Annotated in this window: 18 protein-coding genes; 17 read left to right on the forward strand and 1 reads right to left on the reverse strand. The window is 64.4% G+C overall.

The window, feature by feature from the left end:
• Window positions 1-73 precede the first annotated feature (73 nt).
• The 6 genes from AC3E6W_RS06760 (at window position 74) to AC3E6W_RS06785 (ending at window position 7749) form a co-directional block, all read left to right on the forward strand.
• Complete coding sequence (locus tag AC3E6W_RS06760) at window positions 74-412, forward strand: hypothetical protein (RefSeq protein ID WP_049341701.1); 339 nt, start codon at window positions 74-76, stop codon at window positions 410-412.
• Between the two features lie 231 nt (window positions 413-643).
• A complete protein-coding gene (locus AC3E6W_RS06765; RefSeq protein WP_490652676.1) occupies window positions 644-2044 on the forward strand; it encodes an amino acid permease in 1401 nt (466 codons plus the stop codon).
• Window positions 2045-2311: 267 nt separating this feature from the next.
• A complete protein-coding gene (gene rpsO / locus AC3E6W_RS06770; protein WP_049332781.1) occupies window positions 2312-2581 on the forward strand; it encodes a 30S ribosomal protein S15 in 270 nt (89 codons plus the stop codon).
• Window positions 2582-2988: 407 nt separating this feature from the next.
• Complete coding sequence (locus tag AC3E6W_RS06775; RefSeq protein WP_049344386.1) at window positions 2989-5208, forward strand: polyribonucleotide nucleotidyltransferase; 2220 nt, start codon at window positions 2989-2991, stop codon at window positions 5206-5208.
• Window positions 5209-5345: 137 nt separating this feature from the next.
• The gene (locus AC3E6W_RS06780) at window positions 5346-6392 is read left to right on the forward strand and encodes an acyltransferase family protein (RefSeq protein WP_049344388.1); all 1047 of its coding nucleotides are present in this window, start codon (window positions 5346-5348) and stop codon (window positions 6390-6392) included.
• A 25-nt stretch (window positions 6393-6417) separates the two neighbouring features.
• Entirely contained in the window at window positions 6418-7749 is a 1332-nt protein-coding gene (locus AC3E6W_RS06785) for a M16 family metallopeptidase (RefSeq protein WP_294647762.1), read from the forward strand.
• 180 nt (window positions 7750-7929) lie between these two features.
• Here AC3E6W_RS06785 and AC3E6W_RS06790 read toward each other — a convergent pair whose 3' ends face one another.
• On the reverse strand, window positions 7930-9897 hold the full coding sequence (locus AC3E6W_RS06790) for an acyltransferase family protein (protein WP_294617021.1): 1968 nt from the start codon (window positions 9895-9897) through the stop codon (window positions 7930-7932).
• A 293-nt stretch (window positions 9898-10190) separates the two neighbouring features.
• Between AC3E6W_RS06790 and dapB the strand changes: the two genes are divergently transcribed.
• The 11 genes from dapB (at window position 10191) to AC3E6W_RS06845 (ending at window position 24784) form a co-directional block, all read left to right on the forward strand.
• Window positions 10191-10949 carry a 4-hydroxy-tetrahydrodipicolinate reductase gene (dapB, locus tag AC3E6W_RS06795; protein WP_049332771.1) on the forward strand — a complete coding sequence of 253 codons (759 nt, stop codon included), beginning with the start codon at window positions 10191-10193 and terminating at the stop codon, window positions 10947-10949.
• A gap of 9 nt (window positions 10950-10958) precedes the next feature.
• Entirely contained in the window at window positions 10959-11627 is a 669-nt protein-coding gene (locus AC3E6W_RS06800) for a hypothetical protein (RefSeq protein ID WP_490652677.1), read from the forward strand.
• A gap of 246 nt (window positions 11628-11873) precedes the next feature.
• On the forward strand, window positions 11874-12809 hold the full coding sequence (dapA, locus tag AC3E6W_RS06805) for a 4-hydroxy-tetrahydrodipicolinate synthase (protein WP_049344398.1): 936 nt from the start codon (window positions 11874-11876) through the stop codon (window positions 12807-12809).
• A gap of 494 nt (window positions 12810-13303) precedes the next feature.
• The gene (locus tag AC3E6W_RS06810) at window positions 13304-15019 is read left to right on the forward strand and encodes a ribonuclease J (RefSeq protein WP_371556028.1); all 1716 of its coding nucleotides are present in this window, start codon (window positions 13304-13306) and stop codon (window positions 15017-15019) included.
• A 240-nt stretch (window positions 15020-15259) separates the two neighbouring features.
• Window positions 15260-18397: a DNA translocase FtsK gene (locus AC3E6W_RS06815; protein WP_049344402.1), complete on the forward strand. Its 3138-nt coding sequence runs from the start codon at window positions 15260-15262 to the stop codon at window positions 18395-18397.
• Window positions 18398-18607: 210 nt separating this feature from the next.
• The gene (gene pgsA, locus AC3E6W_RS06820) at window positions 18608-19264 is read left to right on the forward strand and encodes a CDP-diacylglycerol--glycerol-3-phosphate 3-phosphatidyltransferase (RefSeq protein ID WP_049332762.1); all 657 of its coding nucleotides are present in this window, start codon (window positions 18608-18610) and stop codon (window positions 19262-19264) included.
• 143 nt (window positions 19265-19407) lie between these two features.
• Window positions 19408-20001 (forward strand): CinA family protein, encoded by a 594-nt coding sequence (locus AC3E6W_RS06825; protein WP_049332760.1) that lies wholly within the window; start codon window positions 19408-19410, stop codon window positions 19999-20001.
• 323 nt (window positions 20002-20324) lie between these two features.
• Window positions 20325-20729 (forward strand): helix-turn-helix domain-containing protein, encoded by a 405-nt coding sequence (locus AC3E6W_RS06830; protein ID WP_049332759.1) that lies wholly within the window; start codon window positions 20325-20327, stop codon window positions 20727-20729.
• A 176-nt stretch (window positions 20730-20905) separates the two neighbouring features.
• Window positions 20906-21127: a DUF3046 domain-containing protein gene (locus AC3E6W_RS06835; RefSeq protein WP_049344463.1), complete on the forward strand. Its 222-nt coding sequence runs from the start codon at window positions 20906-20908 to the stop codon at window positions 21125-21127.
• Window positions 21128-21532: 405 nt separating this feature from the next.
• On the forward strand, window positions 21533-22639 hold the full coding sequence (gene recA, locus AC3E6W_RS06840) for a recombinase RecA (RefSeq protein ID WP_049332756.1): 1107 nt from the start codon (window positions 21533-21535) through the stop codon (window positions 22637-22639).
• 207 nt (window positions 22640-22846) lie between these two features.
• The gene (locus tag AC3E6W_RS06845; RefSeq protein WP_490647806.1) at window positions 22847-24784 is read left to right on the forward strand and encodes a regulatory protein RecX; all 1938 of its coding nucleotides are present in this window, start codon (window positions 22847-22849) and stop codon (window positions 24782-24784) included.
• Window positions 24785-24831 lie beyond the last annotated feature (47 nt).

Below are 24831 nucleotides of genomic sequence, written 5' to 3' on the forward strand. Positions count from 1 at the left end.
TATCCGGTCCGTAAGAAATGCAGAAATATTAACCGCGGTGAATATACATTCTGTGTGTCGTGGAGTACTATGAATGAGGAAACTATCCGATCTCACAGAGGAGTATGTCGTGAAGTTCTGCCCGACTCTCGCCTCCGTCACCGGTCTGCTCGGTGGCTACAAGGTTGCATCTAGCACCGGCATCCGCCCGCTCGGTGGCGCTGTCCTGGCACTGTGCGGTGCCGTGGCTTACAAGAATTGGAAGCGTAAGGCTGGCGCAGGCCGTGCCACCTTCCTCACCGCTGTCTACCTCGGCGCGTTCGGCGCCGCTCATCCGCTCGCCAAGAAGCTTGGCGCGTGGCCTGCAGTCTACACTGTGACTGCTGCAACCGCTCTGTGCTCTATCGTCATTGGACGTAAGCGACAGAAGTAGTCTTTGACGAAAAGACGGCGGAAAGGCAACGTTGCCTTCCCGCCGTCTTTTGCGTTCCGCCCGGCTTCTTGGCCGCGGCGGTGACGCACGGGGCGAGGTGCGGAAGGCGACACCTTCTCGCAACGCCCCATCACTCGATGGGGAGTGAATACCGCGACGTCGATCCGGCGCCGCACGTAACACGCAAGACATACCCGCCACAAGCGGGCAAACCCCACGAGGTAAAGGAAAATGGCACAAACCAACCCGACCCCGGACGCATCGGTAACGCTGAGCAGCCCCGAGAGCGGACAGCTCTCGCGAGGCCTCTCCCTGCGCCACATTATGTTCATCGCCCTCGGCTCGGCCATCGGCACGGGCCTGTTCTACGGTTCCGCCTCCGCGATTCAGCTGGCCGGCCCCTCCGTACTGCTGGCCTACGTCATCGGCGGCGCGGCGGTGTTCATGGTGATGCGTGCGATGGGTGAGCTCGCCCTGGCACACCCGGTCGCCGGCGCGTTCTCTGAGTACGCGACCCTCTACCTGGGCCGTTGGGCCGGTTTCGTGACCGGCTGGACCTACGCCCTAGAGATGGCGCTGGTGGCCGTCGCGGACGTGACCGCCTTCGCCGTGTACATGAAGTTCTGGTTCCCGGACAGTCCCTCGTGGATTTGGATTGTCTCGGTGCTGCTGATCCTGCTCGCCATTAACCTGGCGAAAGTCAAGGCCTTCGGCGAGGCAGAATTCTGGTTTACGCTCGTGAAGGTCAGCGCCATTATCGCCATGATTGTCGGCGGCATCGCCCTGCTCTTCGTGGGCGTGCAGGCGCACGAGGAAGTCGGCCCCTCGGTCACGAACCTCTGGGCCCTGGACGGCGGCTTCTTCGCGAACGGCTTTACCGGTTTCCTCGCCTGCTTCACCGTGGTGATGTTTGCCTTCGGCGGTATCGAGAACATCGGCATCGCCGCGGGTGAGGCGAAGGATCCGCGCACCTCGATTCCCAAGGCGATTCGCACGGTGCCGTTCCGCATCCTCATCTTCTACGTGCTGACTCTCTCGGTCATCATGTCCCTGTACCCCTGGTACTCGGTCTCGAAGGAGAACTCGCCGTTCGTGCAGATCTTTGAGGGCCTGGGCATCCCCGCGGCCGCTTCGATTCTGAACGTGGTCATCATTACCGCCGCCATCTCGGCCCTGAACGCCGATGTGTACGGTGCCGGCCGCATGATGTACGGCCTGGCCAAGCAGAAGCTGGCCCCCGCATCCTTCGCGAAGGTCACGAAGAACGGTGCTCCCTGGATGACCACCCTGCTCATGGTGCTGGTCATGGCGGTTGGCGTGATTGTGAATGTGCTCTTCGAGAACGCGTTCGATGTGGTCGCCTCGCTGGCCACCTTCGCCACGGTCTTCGTGTGGGTCATGATTCTGCTGGCGCACATCGCGTTCAAGCGGAGCGGCGCGGACACCGAGGCGCAGCCGGTGCGCCAGCCCCTGTGGCTGAGCTACGCGGCCCTGGCCTTCATGATCTTCATCGTGGTGCTCTTCGGCTTCTTCGCCGACACCCAGCTGGCGCTGGTGATGGGCGCGATCTGGTGCCTGTTCCTGCTGGGCTACTACCGCCTCGTGGTGGTGCGCGCTCGCGCCGCGGCGTAGGCGTTCAACCCATCGGGCACCCGGCGGTAGCGGCTGCCGGGTAGCGCCCGTGTGAACGTTCGCCTCGAAAGCCCGGCGGCCGGTAGTGTGATGAGCTACCTGCCGCCGGGCTTTTGTGCGCTCTTCCGCGAACGCGTCCCGGTAGCGTAGAATGGAAAGAACGCGTCTGCAGTCCGCAGCAGACGTCGTGTATTGAGGGCGCAAGCCCACCACCCGGCGGCAACCGTCCGTACGGGACGTATGCGGTACTAACTCTAGGAGTTAAAAGTGGCACTGGATCCCGCTATCAAGCAGGAAATCATCAAGGAATACGCAACCCACGAGGGCGACACCGGTTCGCCCGAGGTTCAGATTGCAGTTCTGTCTCGTCGTATCTCCGACCTGACCGAGCACCTGAAGTTCCACAAGCACGATCACCACTCCCGTCGCGGCCTGATGATCCTCGTTGGTCGTCGTCGCAACATGCTCGGCTACCTCAAGAGCGTCGACATCGAGCGTTACCGTTCGCTGATCGAGCGCCTGGGCCTGCGCCGATAAAACGGGAGCGTTTGACGCTTCACGCGGTGATTAACCGCCCCGCGGCGGTTCGTGCGGACGTGCTGTAGCTGTTCCTCGCCTTCTTCGTAAGGCGCGGGCGTCAGCACGTCCGTACTGCCGCGTTCGGGGGCGCTCACCCCCAACCGGTCGCGGGTCAGACGGCCCGGACCGTCCGGTGGGGCCCGCCCCACCAACCATGACAGATAACCAGCCGCGAGCGCACACGCCGCGGTCCTCGGTAGCGAATTACGGAATAACACCCCTCAGCACGTAGCGAACGGTGCGGGACTCTGCCCGGAACCGCCGGATTCGACCGGCGCGATGACGGCGGGGGAGCGGTGCCGTGGTTTCCTATCGAAGGCCGACTCGTGCGCTACGCACCGGCTGACCAAGAGAAAGAAGGAACCGTGGAAGGTCCCGAAATCCAGTTTGCCGAAGTCGAAATCGACAACGGCATTTACGGTAAGCGCCACGTGCGCTTTGAAACCGGCCGTCTCGCCAAGCAGGCTAACGGCTCGGTGCTCGTCACCATCGATGACGAGACCACCCTGCTCTCCGCAACCGTGGTCGGCAAGTCTCCCCGCGAGGGCTTCGACTTCTTCCCGCTGACCGTGGACGTGGAAGAGCGCATGTACGCAGCCGGCAAGATCCCGGCATCCTACTTCCGCCGCGAAGGCCGCCCCAGCACCGAGGCCATTCTGGCAGCCCGCCTGATTGACCGCCCGCTGCGCCCCGCCTTCACCAAGGGCATCCGCAACGAGGTGCAGGTCGTCGTGACCGTCCTGACCTACAACCCGGACGAAATCTACAACACCTTCGCGATTAACGCGGCTTCGGCATCGACCACGCTCTCCGGTGCGCCCTTCAGCGGCCCCATCGGTGGCGTGCGCGTGGCCCTGATTGACGGCCAGTGGGTCTGCTTCCCCAAGTACTCCCAGCTCGAGAACGCCGTGTTCGATATGGCCGTGGCCGGTCGCATCGTCACCAAGGCCGACGGTACCGAAGACGTGGCCATCATGATGGTCGAGGCTGAGGCCACCGACAACTCCTGGAAGCTCATCAAGGAGGACGGCCAGACCGCCCCCACCGAAGAGGTCGTCGCTCAGGGTCTGGAGGCTGCTAAGCCCTTCATCGCTGCCCTGTGCAAGGCTCAGTCCGACCTGGCAGCCCGCGCCGGCAAGCCCGCCCTCGAGCTGCCCTTCTTCGGCGGCCACGGCGAGGACGTGGACGCAGCCGTGAAGGAATTCGCCGCAGACCGCCTGGTCGAGGTGTACTCCATCGCCGGCAAGCAGGAGCGCGAAGCCGCCGCAGCCGAGCTGAAGGAAGACCTCAAGGAGGCTCTGACCGGCGAGGGCAAGGAATTCGAAGAGCGCGACGACGAGGTCGACGTGGCATTCGCCGCCCTGACCAAGCACATCGTGCGCCAGCGCATCCTCACCGATCAGGTGCGCATCGACGGCCGCGGCCTGACCGATATCCGTCAGCTCACCGCCGAGGTTGAGGTCCTGCCCCGCGTGCACGGCTCCTCCCTCTTCGAGCGTGGCGAGACCCAGATTATGGGTATCACCACCCTGAACATGCTCAAGATGGAGCAGCAGCTGGACTCCCTGCACCCGCTCAAGTCCAAGCGCTACATCCACCACTACAACTTCCCGCCGTACTCCACCGGTGAGACCGGCCGTGTGGGTTCGCCCAAGCGCCGCGAAATCGGTCACGGCGCCCTGGCCGAGCGTGCAATCACCCCGGTGCTGCCCTCGCGCGAAGAGTTCCCCTACGCAATCCGTCAGGTCTCTGAGGCTCTGGGCTCCAACGGCTCGACCTCCATGGGTTCGGTCTGCGCCTCGACCCTGTCCCTGCTGAACGCCGGTGTGCCGCTGCGCGCACCCGTCGCGGGTATCGCAATGGGTCTGGTGTCCGACGAGGTGAACGGCGAGACCCGTTACGCCGCCCTGACCGACATCCTGGGTGCCGAGGACGCACTGGGCGACATGGACTTCAAGGTGGCGGGTACCTCCGAGTTCGTGACCGCTATTCAGCTGGACACCAAGCTCGACGGCATCCCCGCCTCCGTGCTGGCCGGTGCGCTGACCCAGGCCCGCGAGGCTCGCCTGCACATCCTGGATGTGCTGACCAGCGCCATCGACGCACCCGACGAGATGAGCGAGTACGCACCGCGCATTATCTCCGTGAAGATTCCGGTTGCCAAGATCGGTGAGGTCATCGGCCCCAAGGGTAAGATGATCAACCAGATTCAGGAGGACACCGGCGCCGACATCTCCATCGAGGACGACGGTACCGTGTACATCGGCGCAGCCGACGGCCCCTCCGCCGAGTCTGCCCGCGCCGCCGTGAACGCCATCGCGAACCCGCAGGTTCCCGAGGTCGGCGAGCGCTACCTGGGCACCGTGGTGAAGGTGACCGACTTCGGCGCCTTCATCTCGCTGACCCCCGGTAAGGACGGCCTGCTGCACATCTCCGAGATGCGTAAGCTCAACGGCGGCAAGCGCGTGGTTGACGCCGAGGACGTTGTCTCCGTGGGCCAGAAGGTCCAGGTGGAGATCACCAAGATTGATGACCGCGGCAAGCTCTCGCTCGCACCGGTCGTTGAGGGCGGCGACGACGAGTAGTCGACCCGTCTAACGATGAGGGGCGTTCGGCGCACCCGGTGCGGTTCACTCCCCGCCGGATGCACCGGGCGCCCCTTGTCGCGAGTAAGAGGGATAAGATTAATATATTTCTCTTGCACTGGAAGGAAAGTGAGCGAATGTTGACACGACGTGACAGCACAATTGATATTGCTAAAGGCATCGCAATCATTGCAATTGTGTTTGGGCACATTCATCGAGGGATGTGGGCATCTGGACTGGGGACGGAAGCCTTCCGCCCCTATAAATATGTTCTTGACTACGGTGTCTATTTTTGGCACCTGGTAGTTTTTGCCTTCCTGAGCGGCCTGTTCGTGTCGCGAGGAGCGTTGAAGACTACCCCCTCCTCGTACCTGACGAAACGTCTGGTTCTCTTCGGATACCTGTACGTCATTTGGCAGGTTCTACAGGTGGGTATGAAGCTTGTACTTCCGTCTAATTCTTCCGATAAGACGACTGTTATGAGCCTGCTGGAGCTGTGGAAGCCCGAAGGTCAGCTTTGGTTCTTCCCCTGGCTCATGATTGTCACCATTATTGCTGTGGTGACGCGAGTATGGCAGAAGAACGCTATCGCTGCCCTAACGATTGCTGGCTCAGCGATTCTTGCGCTTGCCTCGTGGGGGTACATCGGCGAGTATGTCGGTACTCAGGGCCTTTCGCTACTCTTCTTCTTCCTCGTTGGTGTGGCGCTTGGCCATGAACGATTCCAACGCATTATGAGCTCCATTCCCTTGGCAGCTCACGCGGGTATCGTTGCTGTTGGCCTGTTCGACTACATCTACCTTCTGATGAACATTCAGGCTACTCCGCCTACCGTCATTCCTTACTTCACGAATGATGTTGGTGCGGTAGCTATGGGTATTCTTGCGACGGTGATATCCTCGCTGACGGTGCTCTCGCTCTCCTACCTGCTGGCTCGGGTTCCGTGGAGCGGCTGGCTCGCCTACCTGGGACGCCACTCCCTGGAAATCTTTATCGCGCACATCGTGTGCGGTGCCGCCTTCCGTTTCGTACTGACGAAGTCTGGTCTTTTCTCGGTACCTCTGTTCCTGGTGGGCGGTACGATCTTTGCGATCCTCGCCTCGCTGCTGCTGGGGTACTGCGCACGAAAGCTCCGGATTCCGCTCTTTACCCTGCCGCGTCCCATCGAACAAAAGATTAGCTAACCGAACTCACATCGAAGGACACTGAATGTCTATTTCCCTGCCCGTCGAGCTTGACGCCATTGCCGAGGAGCTCGACTACGAGCGTGGCCGCCTCATCTACGAGGGCGCGGGCGGCAACGAGGTGCGCCGCTCCATCCTGCCCGGTGGCGTGCGCGTCATCACCGAGAAGATGCCCGGCACGCGCGGCGTGTCCATCGGCTTCTGGGTGGGGGTGGGCTCGCGTGACGAGGCTCCCGGCATGCTCGGCTCCACGCACTTTCTGGAGCACCTGCTGTTCAAAGGCACCGGTACCCGCACGGCGCTCGACATTGCGTCCTCCTTCGACGCGGTGGGCGGAGAATCCAATGCGCTGACCGCCAAAGAACACACCTGCTACTACGCGCGTGTGCTCGACGACGACGCGCCCATGGCCGTGGACGTCATCACCGATATGGTGACCAACGCCCTGCTTGATCCCGCCCACCTGGAGCAGGAACGCGGGGTGATTCTCGAAGAAATCGCGATGGATCAGGACGACCCGACCGACGTCGCCTTCGAGAACTTCGTGGAGCAGCTCATGGGCGCCAACCCCCTCGGACGCCCCATCGGCGGCACCCCCGAGGAGATTCAGGCGGTCCCGCGTGACGCCGTGTGGGAGCACTACAAGCGCTACTACACCCCGGATCGCCTGGTGATTTCCGCCGCCGGTTCCCTGGAGCACAGCACCATGGTTCGCCTCGTGCTGGAGTCGCTCACCCGCTACGGCTGGGACCTGCGGGAGGGCGTGGCCCCCGCGCCGCGCCGTGTGCGTACCGACAGCGGCATCGTACCGCTGAGCGAGCTGCGCGAGGTGCAGAAGGGCTTTGAGCAGACCAACATCGTGATGGGTTGCCCGAGCATCATCGCGGGCGACGACCGCCGCTACGCGTTGAGCGTGCTGACCAGCGCGTTTGGTGCGGGCATGTCCTCACGCCTGTTCCAGGAGATCCGCGAGAAGCGCGGCCTGGCGTACAGCACCTTCGCGTTCTCCGGTGCCTACTCGGACGCCGGCTACTTCGGCATGTACGCCGGCTGCCTGCCTGCCAAGACTGAGCAGGTGCGCGAGGTCATGGGCCACGAGTTCGATAAGCTCGCGGCCGCCGGCATCACCGAGGAGGAGCTGCTGAAGGTGCGCGGTCAGCTGGCCGGCTCCACCGTGCTCGGCAGCGAGGACTCCGGCTCGCGCATGTCCCGCCTGGGCCGCGCGGAGATGGATTCTGGCCAGTTCACGAGCACCGACGAGCTGCTGGAGAAGATTCGCGCCGTCTCCCTCGACGAGGTACGCGATCTCGCCGCCTTCCTGGGTGAGCAGCGGATGATTACGACCATCGTGCGGTAGCTCGTGCGGGGCATTGGCCCCTTGTCGTTTGAAATAGAGCTACGGGAAATCGAAAGGCCCGTTGGTCACTCTCATGAGAGTGACCAACGGGCCTTTCAGCGCGTCAGAACCGTCACCGGGTTAGCGTCACCGGGCCAGCCGGTTCGACGCGAGTACTTGCGCTTTGTGGCTGCGACGCCGCTACTTCTTCTGTGCCTTGGCGATGGCCTGCTCCACGACCCGGGCGTAGAGCTCCTGGCCGGCCGCCTCGGGGTGCACGCCGTCGGAAGCGAGCAGACCGCTCTGGGTCTGCAGGGCCTGGCGAATCGCCGAGTTCCAATCCGCGATAATCACGCGGTCGGAATGTTGGGAAGCAAACTCTCGAATCTTCGTATTCGAGTACTCGATCCAGCTCAGGTTGCGCGGGCCGTAACCGGTCACGAGCACCAGCTTCGAATCGGCGGGCATGGCCGCCAGCACCTGATCGAGCTGACCGTCCAGAATGGTCGAGTTTGCAGTCACCGACAGCACCAGGGTCTTTCGAATCTGACCGTTGGCGCCCATGGACTTAATAATGGGCAGCGCGTTAGCGATGGTGCGTCCCTCAGCCGCATTAATCTGGGCCTCGGGCATCTTGTCGTAGAGATCGGGGGAGGTCGCCACCACGATGGAGTCACCCACGACGGTCACCTGTGAGGAGTCGATGGGGCCGGTGGCCTCCTGGGAGGCCGAGGCGCTTGCTGAGGCGGTGGCCTTCGCATCCTTTCCGTCCTTGGCCGTGGGGTTGGCCGAAGCGCTCGCGGAGGCGCTGGCGCGCGCCTCCTGTCGGGCCTTCAGACGTTCGGCCGCGGCGCGCTTGCCGTCCTCAACGGACTGCTGGGCGGTGGTCATGGCCGGCGCGGTGCGTACGGCCACGCCGGTTGCACCGGCGGCCGCAATCACGAGCAGGGTCAGAGCGATGGGCAGGGCCTTAACAGTGGCGTTCTGGAAGGAGGCGATAACGCGGTTGGCGCTTCCGCGGAAGCCGTGGCGTCGAATCGGGGTCTCAACCCAGCGGTAGGACATCTCGGCGATGGCGAAGGTCGCCACCAGCACGCCGACGTTCACCAGCGGGGAGCGGTCCGCGCCGAGTACGTAGTGCATGACCACGGCCAGCGGCCAGTGCCACAGGTACAGGCCGTAGGAGCGTTCGCCCACCCAGCGCAGGGGCGCAAAGTTCAGCAGGCGGCGCAGGGCCTCGGAGGCACCGGCAAGCATATCGGGCAGCATGCCTTGAATCACGCCGAGAGCCAGCAGGGAAGCGCCGAACAGGCCCCAGGGGATTGCACCGGGTGCCGATTCGGGCACGAGAACCGCGTAGGGAATCAGCGCGAACAGGGACAGCCAGCTAATCATGACGCGGGCGAAAGCAACCACGCCAAAGGGCTGAGCCACGCGGTACAGCACGGACTGCTGCAACGGCGGGTACAGCGACCAGGGGCGCGCAAACGCCAGTAGGGCGCCGAGCAGCAGACCGTACAGGTGAGTGTCGGTGCCGTAGTAGACGCGGCTAATGGGTGCGCCGGACATCAGAAGAGCGGTAGCAACGCTCAGTGACGCAATAATGCCCAACACCATGACCACGCTAAAACGACGCCACGAACGGCGCAACAACAGGCCAAAACCAACAATGAGCAGCGGCCAGACCACGTAGAACTGCTCTTCCACCGCCAGGGACCAGAAGTTCGTGAAGAGCTCCGGGGAGGTCTGCGCGAAGTAGTCGTTTCCGGCGAAGATGGAAATCCAGTTGGAGGAGAAGGTTGCCGCGCCCAGCAGCTGGCGGCCCAGGTTGACCTGGATATCGCCGCCAACGATGAGGCTCACGGGACCCAGCACGAGAATCATGAGGGCGATGGCCGGCAGCAGACGGCGGGCACGGCGAATCCAGAAGCTACCGAGCGCGATGCGGCCGTTCAGCGCACCCTCGCGCAGCAGGAGCGAAGTGATGAGAAAACCCGAGATGACGAAGAAGATATCCACGCCAATCATGCCGCCGGGCAGGACCGTGGGCCAGAAGTGGTACACGATCACCAGGAGCACTGCGATGGCGCGCAAACCGTCCAAACCAGGCAGAATATAACGCCGGTTTGCTTCATATGGGCGTACAGAGGAGGTAAAGAGGGACTTCATACGGTCTGTGTACTCCGAGGGACGGATTGAAAATTAAATACCAACCTATTATAGGTTTGATTCCATTAGATGACGTAGTGGGATTCTTATATGGCGCCGAGAGCCAGCACGTCAGCGCCGGGATTGGGGCGCGAGCGGGCGCTCCGGGAAGGCCGGCCGAGAGACGAGAAGAGGCCCCGGAGGGTCGCGCGGTAGCGCATCGGCGATAATGGAGGAGAAGAAATGGTGACGGGCCGCCCCACAACGGGCCTACCGCCACGGAAGAAGCCACCAGGAAGAAGCGAGGAGAGCGCATGAGCGAGAAGATTTGGAAGGTAGCGGTTCTTGGGGCCGCGGGCCGCATGGGGTCGGAGGCGGTTCGCGCCGTCAACACCGCCGAGGATATGGACCTGGTGGCGGCCCTGGGCCGCGGTGACGACCTGCAGGAGCTGGTCGACTCCGGCGCCGAAATCGTGATTGACCTGACCGTTCCGGATTCGAGCGAGGCCAACGTTCGCTTCGCGGTTGAGCACGGCATGCACGCGGTGGTCGGCACGACCGGCTGGACCCCCGAACGCCTGGACTCCCTGCGCGAGCTGCTGGGCGAGCACCCCGGCGTGGGCGTACTGATTGCCCCGAACTTCGCGATCGGTTCGATTCTGGCCACCGAGTTTGCGGCCAAGGCCGCCCGCTACTTCGATTCGGTTGAAATCATTGAGATTCACCACCCGAACAAGGTGGATGCCCCCTCCGGCACCGCGGTTCACACGGCCCGCAAGGTGGCGGCCGCCCGTGCCGAGGCCGGCGTGGGTCCGAGCCCGGACGCCACGACATCCGATCCGCTGGGTTCGCGCGGCGCGGTGGTGGACGGCGTGCACGTGCACGCGGTACGTCTGCGCGGAATGGTGGCTCACCAGGAGATTCTGCTGGGCGACCCCGGCCAGCAGCTGGTGATTCGCCACGATTCCTTCGACCGCGCCTCATTCATGCCCGGCGTGCTGCTGGGTGTGCGCGAGGTGGCGGCGCATCCGGGCCTGAGCGTGGGCCTGGACGCCTACATGGACCTGTCTTAGGAGGGCACGATGTCTGAACAGACTTCTTCCGAGGGTTCGCCGGCTCCCGCCGAGGCGCGAAGCCGCGGCCCCTGGTGGGCTTCGCTGCGCCTGTGGACGGCGTGCGCGTGCGTTCTGCTGGTGGTGACGGTGCTCATCCTGCCGCTACCCATCGTGGTGCGCGCCTTCATCCTGGGCGTGCTGATTTTTAGCGCGGTCTTCGTGACCGTGGATGCCGGCGGGTTCGGCAAGACCTTCGCCGCGCTGACCTGCACGCTGCTGGTGCTGTACCTGGTGTACACGGCCGATCGTGGCGTGTCCCTGCTCCTTTCGGGCTCGGTGGCCGGCGTGGTGCTGGGGCTCGGCATGATTCTGCTGCCCGTGCTCGGCGCGTGGGCCCTGGTGCGTGAGATTCTCTTTGGAACGCGTATTCAGATGATGGCTCAGCAGCTGTCCGATTCGGGGGACTTGGCGGAGGATAACTTGCCGCGCACCCCGAGCGGTAAGGTGGACCGCGAGGCGGCCGCGGCGGAGTTTGAGTCCTTCGCGGCGGCGGTTGAGCAGGAGCCTGAGAACTGGAAGACCTGGTTCAACCTGGCCTGCATGTACGATGCGGTGGGCGAGCGCAAGCGCGCCCGCGCGGCGATGCGTAACGCGTGGTCGTTGCGCTCGGGTGGCGCCGCGAAGGAAATGCGTTAGAAGCATCGGGAGGAGCGGTTGCGCTCCCGAGGGTTGAGGGGCCGCGCCGGGAGAGTACCCGGGGCGGCCCTTTTGCCGTATGAGTATTAGTTCGGCGAGCCTGGGCGGTCTATCGGGCCGGGGCCCGCGGGAGGCACCTCGGGAACCCACCGCGGCGTGCGGGGGGAGGGGGGGTGCCGCGCGACACTATATGAAAATTTATGCGTTATGTAGTAAAAACCTGCATTTCGGGGGTACCCTGGAAATATGTCTGAGAACCTATCTAACCCCGGCACCTTTGTTGAGCCCGTCTTCGGCCGCCTGCTGACCGCGATGGTCACCCCCTTCGCGCAGGACGGCTCCGTGGACGAGAAGCAGGTGGCAGACCTGGCGAACTACCTGGTCGATAACGGTCACGACGGCCTGGTGGTCTGCGGCACCACCGGCGAGTACTCGACCATGACCGACGACGAGAACGAGCGCGTCTTCCAAATTGTGAAGGACACCGTCGGCTCTCGCGCCAAGATCATTGCCGGCGTGGGTTCAAACGACACCGCGCACACCATTGAGCTGGCCCACCGTGCAGAGAAGGTCGGCGTGGACGGCCTGCTGGTCGTGACCCCCTACTACAACAAGCCGACTCAGCCGGGCGTGTACGCCCACTTCTCCACCGTGGCCAAGGCCACCGACACTCCCGTGATGCTTTACGACATCCCGGGCCGCGCGGGCATCCCGATTGCCCCCGAAACCTACCGCCGCCTGGCCGAGATTGACAGCATCGTCGCCGTGAAGGACGCCAAGGCTGATTTCGGTGCCGCAACCGAGGTCATGGCAACCACCGATCTGCACTACTACAGCGGCGACGACGGCCTGACCCTGCCCTGGATGGCGATGGGTGCCGTCGGCCTGGTGTCTGTGACCGCGCACGTGGCCCCGAACCTCTTCCGCGCGCTCATTGACGCGGTGGTGGCCCAGGACCTCGTGGAAGCGCAGCGCCTGCACCTGGAGCTGGCTCCGATCGTGCGCGCCACCATGGGTCGCGCCCCCGGTTGCGTGGCCGCCAAGGAGATTCTCGCCTGGCAGGGCGTGCTGGGCCAGCCGGTCGTTCGCCTGCCGCACGTGCTCTCCGAACCGGAGGTGCTGGCCGCCATGCGCGAGGACCTGATGACCTCCAGCCTTGCCCACACCCTGAAAAACGCATAAACTTTTATTTAGCTTCTTTTATACGTCCGGGCTAGTGTTCCCGGGCGGCGTGAAGCAGGTTAAGAGAGACTTTTGGCCGCCCACGCGGTAATTTGGCCGCTCATAGCGAATTACCGTGACGTATGCTTTCAGCACGCGTGGAACGCGGCCCCCAACGCGGGCTCCTCGCCGTTACGACGGCGAGGGGTCCGCTCTGGCGTATTTCCCGAGGTGTCCGAAACGACCATGACCCGCCGCGGCACCGATAGGCCGCAGAAACACGTCGCGTAACCCACGGAAACCCCGGAACACTCGGAATCCCCGGAAACTCCACAACATTTGGAACACTCCAGACCCGTATTCGGAGCGAAACTCGCCCCGGAACGCATATCACTAGACTTCCCGTGACGAACGAGGATGCGAACGCAGGCCCGCACGCTAAGGCCCGGCGCCTGAGCCCCTCGAACGAATCACGACACAACAGATAGTAAGAAAATAGAAAGAGGAGACACACGATGAGCGTCTTTGAAGCGAATCTTCCCCTGCCTCCCCGCCTGAAGAAGGGCACCCTGCGCGTTGTGCCCCTGGGCGGCCTGGGCGAAGTCGGTCGTAACATGACCGTGTACGAAATTAACGGCAAGCTGCTGATTGTCGACTGCGGCGTGCTCTTCCCCGAAGAGTCCCAGCCCGGCGTGGACCTGATCCTGCCCGACTTCAGCTACATTGTCGACCGTCTGGACGACGTGGTCGCCATGGTGCTCACCCACGGTCACGAGGACCACATCGGCGCCGTTCCCTACCTGCTGCGTCGCCGCCCCGACATCCCCCTGGTCGGATCCGAGCTGACCCTGGCACTGGTCGAGGCGAAGCTGGCTGAGCACCGCATCAAGCCCTACACCCTCGCGGTGAAGGAACACCAGGTGGAGCGCTTCGGCCCGTTCGAGTGCGAGTTCGTGGCAGTGAACCACTCGATTCCGGATGCGCTGGCCGTCTACATCCGCACCAAGGCAGGCAAGGTTCTGCACACCGGTGACTTCAAGATGGACCAGCTGCCGCTGGACGGCCGCATCACCGACCTGCGCCACTTCTCCCGCCTGGGCGAGGAGGGCGTAGACCTGTTCCTGCCGGACTCCACCAACGCAGAGGTTCCCGGCTTCACCCCGACCGAGAAGCACATCGGCCCGGTGCTCTCAAACGTCTTCCGTGACGCCCGCGGCCGCATCATCGTGGCCTCCTTCTCCTCGCACGTGCACCGCGTGCAGCAGGTGCTGAACGCCGCCGCCGAACGCGGTCGCAAGGTCGTGCTCGTGGGCCGCTCCATGGTGCGCAACATGACCATCGCCGAGAAGCTGGGCTACCTGAAGGTGCCCGACAACGTGCTCGTGGACCTGAAGAAGGTCGACGACTACCGCCCCGACCAGATCGTGATGATGTGCACCGGTTCGCAGGGCGAGCCCATGGCAGCGCTCTCGCGTATGGCTAACGGCGACCACAAGATTCAGATTGAGCCGGGCGACACCGTGGTGCTGGCCTCCTCGCTGATTCCCGGTAACGAAACCAGCGTGTACCGCATCATCAACGCCCTCATGAAGCTGGGCGCCCACGTGGTGCACAAGGGCAACGCGAAGGTTCACGTGTCCGGCCACGCGGCCGCCGGCGAGCTGCTGTACTGCTACAACATCCTTAAGCCCAAGAACGTCATGCCCGTTCACGGCGAGGTGCGCCACCTGATTGCCAACGGCGACCTGGCGATTGAGACCGGCGTTCCCGCACAGAACGTGCTGCTCTGCGAGTCCGGCACCGTCGTGGATCTGCGCGACGGCGTGGCCACCGTGGTCGGCGAGATTCCCTGCGAGTACCTCTACGTTGACGGCCGTTCCGTCGGCGAGGTGACCGAGAGCGACCTGAAGGACCGCCGCATCCTGGGTGAGGAAGGCTTCGTGTCCATCGTGACCGCGATTGACCGCGCGACCAAGCGCGTGGTGACCGGCCCGGACATCCACGCCCGCGGTATCGCGGAGGACGACGCCGTCTTCGACGAGATCGTCCCGAAGATTACCGCCGCCCTGGAAGACGCACTGCACCGCGCACCCGAGAAGGTGCACACCGTGCAGCAGCTGCAGCAGATTGTGCGCCGCACCATCGGCGCGTGGATCTCTCGCCGCCTGCGCCGCAAGCCCATGATCGTGCCCGTGGTCATCGAGAGCACCTCTCCGGACGCTAAGAACTAAATATCAGCGCGGCCGCCTCCCGCAGGTGGCATCGGCTTTCGGGCCGAGGCTGAAACGGGTTACCTGAAACGCAGGGGGCGGGGTCGATACCGAGTGTCGGCCCCGCCCCCTGCGCATCCGGCCGGGCTCGGCGGGTTTCGGCGGGCCCAGCACCCGCGTGCGACGCCCCATCGCAGCCGCTGCGCTCACTGATAACGAAGAAATCGTTAGATTAACGGGAAGGTTGATACTCTAAAAGGTATGGCTCCACGGACCACAAAGGGTCGTAGTACGACCGCTAAGTCAAAGAAAACCACCCGCAAGCGCACCACCTCCTCGAGGGGCGGTGCCCGTCGCGGTGCCGAGGCGACGAATCCTGTCGCCGGCGCCATCGCCTCCGTCTGGCTGAGCATCGCTCACGCTATCGGTGGCGCGGTGCGCTCGATTGGCACGGCGCGCACCGACCTGGAACCCGAACAGCGTCGTGATGGCGGCGCGCTCGTACTGCTGCTCTTCGGCCTCATCAGCGCCGGCGTTGAGTGGTACAACTGGCGCGCCCACACCTCTCTCGGTCTGCTGCGCGCGCCCCTGGACGCCTGGCACACGATGCTCGGCGGCATCTTCGGCCAGGGTGCCCTGCTGATTCCGGTGCTCAGCTTCGTGCTGGCCTGGTGCGTCTTCCGAGGCCCCGACCTGGTCAAACGCAATAACCGGGTGACTCTGGGCTCCCTGATTCTGCTGATTGCGACCTCCCTCTTCTTCGCCCGCCACGCCGGGCACCCGACCTTTGCGGACGGTTTCGAGGCCGTATGGGCCGGAGGCGGCGTCACGGGAGTAATCCTCGGCACCCCCATCGTTCGCCTGAGCGGAGGTATCGCGGCGGTGGAGATTCTGATTCACCTGCTGCTGGCGCTCGCAGGGTTGCTGGTTATGACCAACACCCCGATTCGCCAGATTGTGCCCCGCACCCGGCACCTGGTGGGCCTGGCCCTGGGCGAGAAGCCCAACGGCACCACCCGCGAGCGCTCCTCCTCGGATGATGCAACTCAGACCGTGGACCTGAACGCCGAGGAGCACGACCGCAGCTACCTGTACGGTGACGACGAGAAGCCGGCCCGAGCCTCTTCTTCGGGCGGTGGCCTGATGGCGCGCCTGCGCGGCTGGCTGGGCTTTGGCGTTTCCAAGGGCGATGACGGCCCCCTCGACGAGTACGCCGGTGACGAGGCCTTCGTGAACGCCGTGGTGGACGATGCCCACCCCGAGACCACCCAGATGCCCGTGCAGCCCGCTAACCCCGCTCCCGGCGCGCGCACCGGCGCCAAGCCGAACCGCCTGAGTCGCCTGCCCGGTCGCCTGAACCAGGCTCCCGCCGCGGCTTCGAGCGGCCCCGACCTCTTTGACGTGGAGGCCTCTCAGGCTCCCGCCGCCCGCCTGGATCAGGTGCAGCGCGCCGCGGTGGCGCACGGCCGCATCCCGGGGGAGGAGCCCCTCTTCGACGTGGAAGCCTACGATGGTTTCGGCGGCGACTCCTCGCAGCAGGCTCCCTCCGAGCCCGCCCCGCAGACCAGGCCCCGCGATGTGGTTCCGCCCGCGGGCGCACCCGCTCAGGAGGCCGGCCGAGGTGCCGCCGCGGGTCAGGCTCCGATTCCGACCCGCATGCATTCGGCCGGCGCGCATCAGGGCGCAAACCAGAGTACGAACCAGGGCGCGTCCCAGCAGGCGGCGCGCTCCGGCGGCGGCCTGTCCCGCCCCCTGCAGAACAACACCCAGACCGCGACCACCGAGCAGGCTCGTGGCGAGCAGGTTGTGCAGTCCTCCCGCGGCGCCTACGTGCTGCCCTCGGAGGAGATGCTGGTTTCCGGCCCGCCCGCCAAGGAATCCTCCGAGGTCAACGAGCACGTGGTCGAGGCCCTCACCAGCGTGCTGGAGCAGTTCAAGGTGGACGCCCACGTGACCGGCTTCTCGCGCGGCCCGACCGTGACCCGCTACGAGATTGAGCTGGGACCGGCCACGAAGGTGGAGCGCGTGACGGCGCTGAGCAAGAACATCGCCTACGCGGTGGCCAGCCCGGACGTGCGCATCCTTTCGCCCATTCCCGGCAAGTCCGCGATCGGCATTGAGATTCCGAATACCGACCGCGAGACCGTGGCCCTGGGCGACGTGCTGCGCTCCCCGCAGGCTCACGCGAACCACCACCCGATGGTCATGGGCGTGGGCAAGGACGTTGAGGGCGGCTTCGTGTTGGCCAACCTGGCCAAGATGCCGCACATGCTGGTCGCAGGTGCGACCGGTGCCGGTAAGTCCTCGTTCGTGAACTCGATGATTACCTCGATTCTGATGCGCGCAACCCCCGACCAAGTGCGCCTGGTGATGGTCGACCCCAAGCGCGTGGAGCTGACCGCCTACGAGGGTATTCCGCACCTGATTACGCCCATCATCACGAACCCGAAGAAGGCCGCCGAGGCCCTGCAGTGGGTGGTTCGCGAGATGGACGCCCGCTACGACGACCTCGCCCACTACGGCTACAAGCACGTGGACGACTTCAACAAGGCGGTGCGCGAGGGTAAGGTCCAGCCCGAGCCCGGCAGCAAGCGCACGATTCACGAGTACCCGTACCTGCTGGTGATCGTGGACGAGCTGGCCGACCTGATGATGGTCGCCCCGCGCGACGTGGAAGAGGCCATCGTGCGTATCACGCAGCTGGCCCGCGCCGCCGGTATCCACCTGGTGCTGGCTACCCAGCGTCCTTCGGTGGACGTGGTGACCGGCCTGATTAAGGCGAACGTTCCTTCCCGCATGGCGTTTGCGACCTCCTCGGTCACTGACTCCCGCGTGGTGCTGGATCAGCCCGGCGCGGAGAAGCTGATCGGTCAGGGTGATGCGCTCTTCCTGCCGATGGGCGCCTCGAAGCCGATGCGTGTTCAGGGTGCGTGGGTTTCCGAATCCGAGATTCACGCCGTGGTTGAGCACGTGAAGAAGCAGGCCCCGACCATCTACCGCGAGGACGTGATGGTCTCTGCCGCGAAGAAGCAGATTGACGAGGAAATCGGCGACGACCTCGACGATCTGTTGCAGGCGGCCGAAATCGTGATTACCACGCAGTTCGGTTCGACCTCGATGCTGCAGCGTAAGCTGCGCATGGGCTTCGCGAAGGCCGGACGCATCATGGACCTGCTGGAGTCGCAGGGCGTGGTGGGCCCCTCGGAGGGCTCGAAGGCCCGCGAGGTGCTGGTCCGCCCCGACGACCTGCAGGCCACCCTGGCGCGTATTCGCGGTGAGGAGCCCCCGGCGGCCGACCCGTACGCGAACGCGGTGGATCCGGGGGAGCCGGTTACCGATTATTACGACGAATCCGATGACGAGGGCTCGGAGGACGCCTGGCAGCTGACGGGCCGCTAAGCTCACGCGTTATCCACAAGCGCCCCGCACGTTCGGCGGTGCCCGATGAGGCACCCGTATAATGGACGTACGGGGCGTTTGTGCGTTCCCGATACCCTTCGGTGCCAATATTTGACGGTGGCTGTGCGCGTGCCTCGCGCGGTGTGCGGCCCGCATCGAAACTGCAACACCGGGCTCACCCGTCGAGCCCGCCGACTCAAAGGAGCACCCATGAGCGACGCTCACACCCCAGCCCCCACCGGTGAGGTCCGGGCGGTGCAGCCTCGCACGTCGAATTGGAACGTTCCCAACGTGCTGACGGTTCTGCGCATCATCGCGGTGCCCTTCTTCATCGTGGCGCTGGTCAGTGGCGGTACCTTTGGTGCCGACGACCCGACCCACCGCTGGCTCGCTTGGGTGATTTTCATCCTCGCGATGCTCACGGACTGGGCCGACGGCTACCTGGCGCGTTCCCGCAACCTCATCACGAGCTTCGGCAAGATCGCCGACCCGATTGCCGATAAGTTCCTGACCGGTGCCGCGTTCATTGTGCTCTCGGCCCTGGGCGAGCTGTGGTGGTGGGTGACCATCGTGATTCTGCTGCGCGAGTGGGGCATCACGGTGATGCGCCTGTTCGTCATCAAGTACGGCGTGATGGCGGCCAGCAAGGGCGGCAAAATCAAGACGGTACTGCAGACCGTGGCGCTGGTGCTGATGCTCCTGCCGCTGGGTCAGCTGGGCCTGGGCTGGCTGGTGCCGGGCTGGGTGCTGATGGGCGCGGTCACGGCGATTACCGTGTGGACCGGCCTGGTGTACGTGCGCGATGCCTACAACCTGCGTCGCACCTGGTTGCAGAACCAGGCCGCGCAGAAGCAGCGCGCTCAATAGACGTTGATGGGGGAGTGGCTCATGCCGCTCCCCCGAACTGTACCCGGGGTGAGCGTTAGCGGCGCTCGAGCACCGGGGCGCTCGCGGAAGGAGCGGGTGCGTGAACGGGCGGTCGGGTCGGCCCGGCCGCCGGGAAAGGATGAATCATGGTTCCTCTTCTAAACGAAGGCACCCAGTCGGCTTCGCCCGAGCTGGCGCGCGCTGAGGTTTTTTCGGGTACCCCGCAGGCGGCGGCCCTGCTGCTGCGCGATGCGGTGCGCTCGTGCGCATCCCAGGAGCGTCCGGTGCAGGTGGCCACTGCTGAGTCCTTGACCGGCGGGGACGTGGGCGGCGCGATCTGCACGGTGCCGGGCGCATCGGCCTACTATCGCGGCGGCGTGATTTCTTACGCCTACGAGGTGAAGGCGCGGGTGCTGGGCGTGGACGCTCAGCTGCTTGCGACCGAGGGCGCGGTGAACCCGGAGGTGGCGGCTCAGATGGCGGCCGGCGCGGCGCGGGTGTGCGGTGCCGATTACGCGGTGTCGACCACGGGTGTGGCGGGGCCCGACCCCGCGGATGGCCAGCCGGTGGGCACCGTGTTTATCGGGGTGCACGCCCCGGGCGGGTGTGAGGTGTTCGAGCGCCACTACGACGGGGATCGCGCCCGGGTTCGCGCGGCGGCGAGCGCGGATGCGATTGCGCTACTGGCCCGCGCGGTGCGGGGGAGCGCCTCCGGCTCTTTGAGGGAGAGCCTCTAGGACCCAGCCCCGCGGCGCGTCCCGGTGGCATGACCAGGCGGTGTGTGAGGCACGTGAGGCACGTGAGGCGGTGCTCGTGAAGCTTTGGGGAAGGCACAGGGGAAAGACTCGGGGAGGATATTTTACGATTCAAAGAATTTCCCAGTCTTCTCCCAGCTTCAAGGGAATAAACACATAGCTTGGTCTGTTTGAATGGATACAAGTCTGAAGAAGATGACGAAAACAGCGAGTTTTGTAGCTCGCATCCCAAAAATCAGTTAGGCTTAACTCTGTACAGTCCCGCGCGTCGGGAGGAACTACTCAGGAAAGTGATAAAGAAGCTCATGGCTAAGCAGCGCGTATCAATCAACGGTATTACGAAGTGGAAGGAAATCGACGAGACCCCCAAGCAGGTGGCTCCGGTCGTTGAGGAAGCACGAGTTGTTCCCCTCCGCCAGGCCATCGGTGAGGTTCTTCGCGATGTCCGCCAGCGTCAGGGCCGCACCCTGCGAGAGGTTTCGCAGCGTGCCCGCGTTTCCCTCGGTTACCTGAGTGAAGTTGAGCGCGGTCAGAAGGAAGCTTCCTCCGAGCTGCTGGCCTGGATTTGCCAGGCCCTGGACATCCCGATGTCCCAGATGCTGCGCGAGGTTGCCGATCGTATGGCCGTCGCCGAGGGCGTTCAGATTCCGGATACCGTTCCGGCTGAGCTGTCCGAGCGCTACAAGAACGACTACTACGTCTCTCTCTAAGACGTGAGGGTGCGGAAGCTCCGCACCGCTATTGGGCCGATGCCGTACACCCCGAACGGGTGTGCGGCATCGGTTCTTTGTCGAGCAATGGCGAGACGGAATTGTGAGAATGAAGAACTCGGGTGGGTGCTCCGCCAATGGGCACGCTGCCGTTGGGTACGATGAAGGAGGTCGCGATGAAGCTGAGTGAGTTTTGGGCGCTCATGGAGCACGAATTTGGCGCAGGATACGCCCCGGTGCTGGCTCGGGATCTGGTGTTGGGTTCCCTGGGCCACCGGACGGCGGCGGAGGCGCTGGATGCCGGTGTCAATCCGAAGACGGTCTGGTTTGCCATCTGCGAGGAACAGGAGATCCCGCAGGAGCGCCGCTGGGGCCCGGATAAGGAACCGTTGCGTTAGCTCGGTGTATGGCGGTGCGTCTAAGTGCCGCGGGGATGCGCTACGGGGGAGCGTGGCGGCCGGGTTACGGTGCGCCCCAGGCCCCGAAAGGTGTGCGCGAACCGATTGAGGTATCCTTGGGCGGGTTTCGAATATTCGAAAATATTTGCCGAAATCTTATGCGAGGTATTCGAAAATGCCTCGTAATTTTGTTCGATTCGTGCTAGACTTTTCCACATCGAGAATTTTTCGAAAAATCCGCGGGATTTTTCCACAAATCGTGAAAATGGCCTTATCCTGTCAGGCCGTGACCCTAGAGTAGTCTCAGAAGGAACCGGCAGGCGAAAAGCTGGGGCGACGAGCCCCGCCGATTCCTAGAAACATTATTGACGTCATCACTGACACCACAAAGAACGAGGTACTAACGTGGCTAAGAGCACCAAGTCTCAGAGCGTAGCTCGCGTTCCCGAAGAGGGTCGCGCCAAGGCACTTGAAGCCGTCATGGCACAGATTGATAAGAACTACGGTAAGGGCGCCGTGATGCGCCTGGGTGATAAGGAAACCACCACCACCGAGGTTATCTCTACCGGTGCCATTGCCCTGGATGCCGCTCTCGGCATCGGCGGTCTGCCCCGCGGTCGCGTGATTGAGATTTACGGTCCCGAGTCTTCGGGTAAGACCACCGTGGCCCTGCACGCCGTCGCTAATGTGCAGAAGGCCGGCGGCGTGGCCGCGTTCATCGACGCCGAGCACGCCCTCGACCCGATTTACGCCGCTAAGCTGGGCGTGGACATCGACCAGCTGCTGGTCTCTCAGCCCGACACCGGCGAGCAGGCCCTGGAAATCATGGATATGCTGGTCGGCTCCGGCGCAGTGGATATCGTGGTGGTCGACTCCGTGGCCGCGCTGGTGCCCCGCGCCGAAATCGAGGGCGACATGGGTGACTCCCACGTTGGTCTGCAGGCTCGCCTGATGAGCCAGGCTCTGCGTAAGATTACCGGTCGCCTCTCCGCAACCGGCACCACCGCAATCTTCATCAACCAGCTACGCGAGAAGATTGGCGTGTTCTTCGGCTCGCCCGAGACCACCACCGGTGGTAAGGCCCTGAAGTTCTACGCTTCGGTGCGCATCGACATTCGCCGTATTGAGACCCTGAAGGACGGCGCGAACCCGATTGGTAACCGCACCCGCGCCAAGGTTGTGAAGAATAAGATGGCTCCGCCCTTCAAGCAGGCAGAGTTCGACATCCTCTACGGCGAGGGCATCTCGGTCGAAGGCGGTATTCTCGACCTGGCCGTGGAGAACGATATCGTCAAGAAGTCCGGCGCATGGTTCACCTATGACGGTGAGCAACTGGGCCAGGGCCGCGAAAACGTTCGTAAGCTACTCAAGGACAACCCCGAGCTGACCGAGGAACTGCAGTACAAGGTTCTGGTGAAGCTGGGCATCATCGAGGAGGAGCCCGCCGAGGAGGCCGCAGAGGCCGAGGGCACCGAGAACGATCCGCTGGACGAGCTGGCTGAGGAGTTCTAAACCCTCGCCCGTGGGCCGTTCCCGATAGGATGTGCGGCCCGCTCGACAACGCGTGGTAATCGCCGTGCGCTGTGCTTTTCGCACGGTGCGCGGCGATTGCCGTTTAAGCCGGAACCGGCGGCGGTGCGGCTCGATACAATGGGGGAGCGCCTCCAACCGGAGGCACACGGGCTTCGGCGGGTTAGAAAGAGAGGAGGGGACAGGCAGATGGAACGAGGCGTATTCGGCCAAGACGAGAACGCGCGCGGCGGCGAGCGTGACGGTATGCGCGAGGACGACGCCGGTTTCGCCGCCCTGGACGCAACCGAGCCTTTCTTCGGGTCCTCTCCGGCACAGAACCTCGGTGGCGCGGTGTCGGGCACCGACGGCTTTTCAGGTTTTGAATCGGCGGATGGCGGTATCGCGGCTCACGGAGGCTTTGAACCCCTCACCTTTGAAGCACCCACTGCCCCGGCCGAGCTGGGAGCCTTCGAGGCACTGGCCTTCGAAGCGCCCGCGCCCCTGGCCGAGCCCGTCCTCGACTGGGGGGCTCCGCAGTACGCATCCGCGGAGCCTGGCGCGCCCGCCGTGCCGCGCCAGGCATCTGAAGTGCCCGTATCGCAAAAATCCGGGGCACAAAAATCCGGGGAACAAAAGCCGGTAGAACAGAAGCCCGGGGCGAACAGGCCCGCGAAAACACCGCCGGAAGCATCTCCGAAGACCTCCGCGCCCCAAGCATCGCGGGCGGTAGGATCCGAGCCCAAAAAACTGGCGCAGGCAAAACCTGCGCAGGAAAACGTAACCCGGAAAAACGCAGCCCCGCGCAAGGTTTCCGGGGAAAAGACCTCCTGGAAGATGACGGCCCCAGAGGCAACCGAAGAGTTCCCCGATTGGCATCCGGCGGCCCATGGCTTCCGCGAGGAGCCCATCGCCCGCAACCTCGGAGACGACTACCCCGGCTACTTTCCGGTACCCGCGGCACCCCTTGAACCCGCACCGGGCGGGGGAGCAGGGCAAGGCTCCGAGGAATCTTCGGAGGGCTCGCCGCGCCGTAGCCTGCGGGCGGATCCGAACCTGCCGGCCGTCTCCATCGACGAGGCCCCCGTGCGGGCCTTCACGCCTGGAGGTGCGGAACCCCGCTCCATGGCGGCCGGCCGCATGAGCCGGGCCGGGGCCGCATCCATCGGGTCGGGGCTCACCGCGGAGGAAAAAGAAGAGATTGAGCGCCAGGCGCAGCAGCGGGAGAAACAGCAGAAGAAGCGCTCGAACCGGCAGAAGCCGAGCGAGTACAAACGCGGATTCCGTCGCATGAGCCCGGCGCAGCGGGAGAAGATGCAGAAGCGCTCGCCCTACGCGCCCGCATTCGGGGCCCGGAGCGAGGAAGAGGAAACCCGTAAGAGCCCCGCGGGTCGCGGCTCGGGGAGCAACCTATTCAGGGAGGGAAGTAGCTTGAACGAGAAGCTCACCGCGGCCGAGGAAGCCTTTATTCGGGGTATCGCCGAGGAGGAGGCTCAAGGTATCGGCAGCGGCAAGCGCCCGGCCGCGCCCCGAGCCTCTCAAGCCTCCGGGGTTCGCGCGCCGAGAAACGGCGGGAACGGCTCCGCCGGGATGGGCGGGCAGGGCCCCTCCTGGAAGCAGAAGGTGCGCGCCGACCGCGCCGCCGAGGAAGCCGACCCCTACACCCGCGCCAAGACCATCGTGTACAACCAGCTGGCCTACTCGGCAAAGACCAGGGGGCAGCTGCGCAAGAAGCTCCAGTCAGAAGGCTTCGAAGCCGAGCTCATCGAGCCGCTGCTCGATAAGTTCGAGGCGGCCAAGCTCATCGACGACGCCGAATACGCCGAAACCTTCGTGCGGCAGAAGAGCCGCACCAAGAAGCTCTCGCGCGCCGCGTTGCGCCGCGAGCTGGCAGAGCGCGGGGTGCGCGGCGAGGAAGCGGAGAACGCCCTGGCCCAGCGTACCGACGAGCAGGAACGCGAGGACGCCGCCGAGCTGGTGCGCAAGAAGCTACGCCCCGGCATGGATCTGAGCGACCGCGCCGAGAAGGATAGGGTCACCCGTCGCCTGCTGGGGATGCTTGCGCGCCGTGGCTACTCCTCCTCGGTATCGATGTCGGTAATCCGCGAGGAGCTTGCCGCCTACGGCGCGGAGGACGACCTCTGGTAGGGGCCTGCGGTAGGAAGTCGGCAGGAGGACGGCAGGAGGACTGCGCA

The sequence above is a fragment of the Rothia sp. SCPM-O-B-18226 (M350) genome (assembly GCF_058213595.1).

Bases quoted from the DNA above. Each gene is read 5' to 3' on its own strand.
- AC3E6W_RS06760 (WP_049341701.1), top strand. From the start codon at position 74: ATGAGGAAACTATCCGATCTCACAGAGGAGTATGTCGTGAAGTTCTGC.
- AC3E6W_RS06765 (WP_490652676.1), top strand. From the start codon at position 644: ATGGCACAAACCAACCCGACCCCGGACGCATCGGTAACGCTGAGCAGC.
- AC3E6W_RS06780 (WP_049344388.1), top strand. From the start codon at position 5,346: ATGTTGACACGACGTGACAGCACAATTGATATTGCTAAAGGCATCGCA.
- AC3E6W_RS06785 (WP_294647762.1), top strand. From the start codon at position 6,418: ATGTCTATTTCCCTGCCCGTCGAGCTTGACGCCATTGCCGAGGAGCTC.
- AC3E6W_RS06790 (WP_294617021.1), bottom strand. From the start codon at position 9,897: ATGAAGTCCCTCTTTACCTCCTCTGTACGCCCATATGAAGCAAACCGG.
- dapB (WP_049332771.1), top strand. From the start codon at position 10,191: ATGAGCGAGAAGATTTGGAAGGTAGCGGTTCTTGGGGCCGCGGGCCGC.
- AC3E6W_RS06800 (WP_490652677.1), top strand. From the start codon at position 10,959: ATGTCTGAACAGACTTCTTCCGAGGGTTCGCCGGCTCCCGCCGAGGCG.
- dapA (WP_049344398.1), top strand. From the start codon at position 11,874: ATGTCTGAGAACCTATCTAACCCCGGCACCTTTGTTGAGCCCGTCTTC.
- AC3E6W_RS06810 (WP_371556028.1), top strand. From the start codon at position 13,304: ATGAGCGTCTTTGAAGCGAATCTTCCCCTGCCTCCCCGCCTGAAGAAG.
- AC3E6W_RS06815 (WP_049344402.1), top strand. From the start codon at position 15,260: ATGGCTCCACGGACCACAAAGGGTCGTAGTACGACCGCTAAGTCAAAG.
- pgsA (WP_049332762.1), top strand. From the start codon at position 18,608: ATGAGCGACGCTCACACCCCAGCCCCCACCGGTGAGGTCCGGGCGGTG.
- AC3E6W_RS06830 (WP_049332759.1), top strand. From the start codon at position 20,325: ATGGCTAAGCAGCGCGTATCAATCAACGGTATTACGAAGTGGAAGGAA.
- AC3E6W_RS06835 (WP_049344463.1), top strand. From the start codon at position 20,906: ATGAAGCTGAGTGAGTTTTGGGCGCTCATGGAGCACGAATTTGGCGCA.
- AC3E6W_RS06845 (WP_490647806.1), top strand. From the start codon at position 22,847: ATGGAACGAGGCGTATTCGGCCAAGACGAGAACGCGCGCGGCGGCGAG.